This is a genomic window from Vibrio sp. 10N.261.52.A1 (assembly GCF_002876325.1).
Lineage (GTDB): Bacteria > Pseudomonadota > Gammaproteobacteria > Enterobacterales > Vibrionaceae > Vibrio > Vibrio chagasii.
In genome coordinates this window covers 1-472 of sequence record NZ_MCYD01000427.1, presented here as the reverse complement: position 1 = coordinate 472, position 472 = coordinate 1, and the positions used below count along the sequence as shown (strand labels likewise).

The 472-nt window shown below is 35.4% G+C and carries 1 protein-coding gene; it reads right to left on the bottom strand.

The genetic code is table 11. The features are described from left to right. Positions 1 to 2: 2 nt before the first annotated feature. Positions 3 to 353, bottom strand: coding sequence for a cupin domain-containing protein (locus BCT81_RS05140; RefSeq protein WP_004742476.1), 351 nt, complete (start codon positions 351 to 353; stop codon positions 3 to 5). Between the last annotated feature and the right edge of the window lie 119 nt (positions 354 to 472).

The following is a 472-nucleotide window of genomic DNA, read 5'->3' as shown; positions in this document are numbered from 1 at the left end:
CATTAATCCAGGCTAAACTGAATAATTAACAGCTCAATGTCTGAATCTGAATCATTTATTAAACCATGCTCACCATAAGGCTTATTTTTTATCATATCGCCTTTTTTAATCTTAACCTCTTGGTTATCAATAGTCATTGTTCCAGAGCCTTCGAGAATGATATACATCTCTTCGTTGTTGCCATGTTTATGGTAACCGACCGTAGAATTTGGTGGGATAATTTGTCTGTCGATAAAATCGCAGCTGCTAGCGAAGTCTGACTTACTCCAAATTTCATATAACTCGACAGAGCCAATCCCATCATGGGCAGAGTTCTGAATTTGTTTTTCCGTTTCTAAATAATTACGAATCATCTGTAATTCTCTCTGTGCATATAACAGCTATTAGACAGAAAATTCTGCACTCAAAACAGAATTTTCTGTCTAGTGTCTTAATGACGTAAACGACACACCCATTTTACTATAAATAACAA

Bases quoted from the DNA above. Each gene is read 5' to 3' on its own strand.
- BCT81_RS05140 (WP_004742476.1), bottom strand. From the start codon at position 353: ATGATTCGTAATTATTTAGAAACGGAAAAACAAATTCAGAACTCTGCC.